The sequence below is a fragment of the Leptothoe sp. PORK10 BA2 genome (genome assembly GCF_034932105.1).
GTDB lineage: Bacteria > Cyanobacteriota > Cyanobacteriia > Phormidesmidales > Phormidesmidaceae > Leptothoe.
Genome location: NZ_JAYGIG010000200.1, coordinates 1 through 3,452 on the forward strand (window position 1 = coordinate 1; position 3,452 = coordinate 3,452).

Annotated in this window: 1 protein-coding gene; it reads left to right on the plus strand. The window is 47.4% G+C overall.

The window, feature by feature from the left end; genetic code table 11:
- Positions 1 to 292: 292 nt before the first annotated feature.
- Entirely contained in the window at positions 293 to 3,130 is a 2,838-nt protein-coding gene (locus VB741_RS26145) for a toll/interleukin-1 receptor domain-containing protein (RefSeq protein ID WP_323368164.1), read from the plus strand.
- The last annotated feature ends 322 nt before the right edge of the window (positions 3,131 to 3,452 follow it).

Sequence of the window (3,452 nt, forward strand, 5' to 3'; positions counted from 1 at the left end):
GTTACCGCCTCGACGCTCACGGCGGCGGCCTAATTCCTCCTAAGCTGATGATACCCTCATATGCTCACCTTCAAGAAGTTGAAAGCTTCTGTATCAACTGATACGATTTGAATTTATAATTGCTGGTTTGTAAGTGCGTTTCATCGGTACCGTGTTGCTGTGGTATGCTATGCTTTGTTGGCTTCTAAAGCTCCGCAGCTACCTTATTCACGCACCAAAGCCTTATTGAAATAATCGTTCCATTCTTGGAGGCACATTACTGTAACCTTTTCTCATTCCCTATGTCTTGGTCATGCCTGATGTCTTCATCTCCTACTCCCGAAAAGATAAGGCCTTTGTAAAAGCGCTCCATCAAGCTCTAGAAAAGAGCAACCATGACTCTTGGGTAGATTGGGAAGATATTCCTTTGACAGCAGACTGGTGGGAAGAAATCCAAGCTGGGATTGAAGCCTCTGATACCTTTATTTTTGTAATCAGCCCAGACTCCATTGCATCACAGGTTTGCAGACAGGAAATTGACCATGCCATCGAGCACAACAAACGGTTAATCCCCATTGTGCGACGAGAAGGGTTCGATATGGAACTGGTTCATCCAGAATTGGGTAAGGCCAATTGGCTCTTTTTCCAGGAGCAAAATGACTTTGATGCGGCGTTTCATTCATTAATAAAAACGCTCAATACAGATTTAGATCATGTGAAAACCCACACGAAACTATTGGTCAGAGCACGGGAATGGGAACACAAAAGCAAAACTGACGATATTTTGTTACGTGGCAGTGAGTTGACCCAGGCCAGTGCTTGGCTGCAACAGGGGTTGGTGGAAGCCAAGCAACCCCCACCTAGCTCCTTGCAAGTATCCTTTATTCAAGCTAGTCAGGCACTGCGAGATCGCCTGATTAAAGAAGAACAAGAAGAACAAAAACAGAAACTGCGGCAAGCTCGACAGATGGCATTGGGAGCCGTGGTATCCGGTATTATTATGGCCGGTCTCGCCCTCTTTGCCCTCAACCAAAAGCGCCAGGTTGAAATTGTTCAAGAAAGCCAAATCAATGCCCTTAGTAGCTATTCTTTGTCCCTAACAAAGTCGGGCAAATCCTTTGATGCTTTGATCGAGGCTTTACGAGCGGGGCAACAACTGAGAAAACAGCTAAATCGAAGAAATGATAATACCCGTAGTCGTGTATTGACAGCGCTACAGGCTGCTATTTATACAGATGGCTGGAGAGAACACAACCGACTTACGGGCCATACCAATGATGTTAATCGTCTGGCTATTAGTCCAGATGGCCAGACGATTGCCTCCGCTAGTCGTGACCATACGGTGCGACTTTGGGATATGCGGGGTAGTTTGCTGCATACCCTGGAGGGCCATAACAATTCTGTTACGAGTGTGGTGTTTAGCTCAGATGGACGCACCCTTGCCTCAGCCAGCGTAGATCGGACCGTCCATCTATGGACAATAGATGGTACTTTGGTGCGATCGCAAACCTTTGAGGATGAAACCAAAGATGTTAGCTTTAGCCCCAATGGTGAACAACTTGCGATCGCAACCAATCGTCAAGTCCTACTTACGACCCTAGAAGGAGACGTCATCCGCCGTTTTCCCCATCCAGACGGGGTCAATAGTGTCCAGTTTAGTGCCGATGGCAAAAGTCTGTTAACAGCTACCCGTCAAGCCACCCAGCTTTGGACCCTGGACGGCAAGATGCGGCAAAACTTACCCAATGATGATTGGGTCAATATGGCCCGCTTTCGCCCTGGCCCATCAGACCAGCAACCCATGATTGCAGCAGCGGGCCATAAAGCCGTTCAACTATGGACTATGGACGGCAAACAATTACCCAGCTTGCCCCACGATGGCTGGGTCAATAGCATTCGCTTTAGCCCAGATGGCCAGCATATAGCTACCACAGATAGCTCTAAACAAGTTACCCTATGGGATCTAGAACGACAGACAAATCAGCGATTCCCCCAAGATCGAGATACCGTAGACGCTATCTTTAGCCCTGATGGTAAAGCCCTGGTAATTGCCGATCGCGACAACACAATTCACGTCTGGCGACAGGGTCAGGATATAATCACCCCACAGCTCTATACAGGAACCGTTAATCAATTGCGCTTCAATGATGACGGGTCAAAAGTAGCTACCATTGAGGGTTCAGAGCTTCAACTCTGGACCCCCGATGGGCAGCTTATACAATCCTGGCCATTTAAACAATTTCTCAGAGATATCAGCATTGGCCCTAAGCCAAATAATTCTAGCGAAATATCTGCAGAGAGAATTGCCATAGCCAGTGGCAACGCCATTCATCTGCAAACCTTGGCAGGCGACAACCCAAAAACGTGGATATATCCTAACCCAGTTAACAGTGTTGATATCAGTCCAGACAGCGCCATGGTAGTGATTGCCAGCGGCCCAGAGGTCTATTTAGCCTCGTCCTCAGACGGCAAGCCGATTAAGACTCTGTCCGACCTAACATCTGACATGACAAAGGCCGACATGGCATCAATGTCCACCATCCGAGCAGTTCGTTTTAGCCCCAACGGTCAACATATTGCTATTCTTCCCCAGGGAAACACCCTAAAAATTTGGCATCTTAATAATGATCAGGATGGTGATGATACCCTCACTACCATTACCCATGACGATACTATTCAAACCTTTAGCTTTAGTCCCATTGGCCTCAGCTCATCGACAGCCACGGAGCCAATGCTGGCCACTGGCAGTGATGATAATTCTCTCCGCTTATGGAGCTTAGATGGTACACAGCAAACAATTATCCGTAATGAGACTACATTTAACCACATTCGATTTAGTGCCGATGGTAAATATCTGGCCGCCGTCGACGCGGATAATCACATTCATATGTGGACGGTGGATAAAAACCAGTTAACCCCACTAATTTCTCTGGTCAGACACAAAAGTACCATTAATGACCTTGAGTTTAACCCCGACAATACTTCCCTGGTATCAGCAGGGGCTGATAATCGAGTGATTGTGTGGAGTTTAGACGATTTGACCCTTAACACCCTCATGGGCAGTGCATGTCAGGTGGTGGCTGATTATTTAGCAACTAATCAGTCACTTGAGGATGGCGATCGCAACTTGTGTGCAGGATTTAGACAGTAGCTTGTCGCTTTGGGAATTAAGCCATACCCTACGCACCAACTATGCAACCGTCAACACACCATAGGCTTGAAACATGATTGATCGCTGCAATCGATCACCGCAAGCTTGAGCTGACAACAGTTATGAGCGACCTTAAACAGCAGCAGCACTATTCTTTCCTGAGCTTTCCCCTCAGCAAAACAGGCTCTTGCAAACAGTAACTACTCAGGCTGGGGTAGGAGAGTTATAGGGTTTCCAGAGAACAATCCCATGAGGGCATCCAGAACGTTATGCCCCTGTTTGCGTAGAGTGGATAGGTAACCGCGAATACGGCAGAACATCC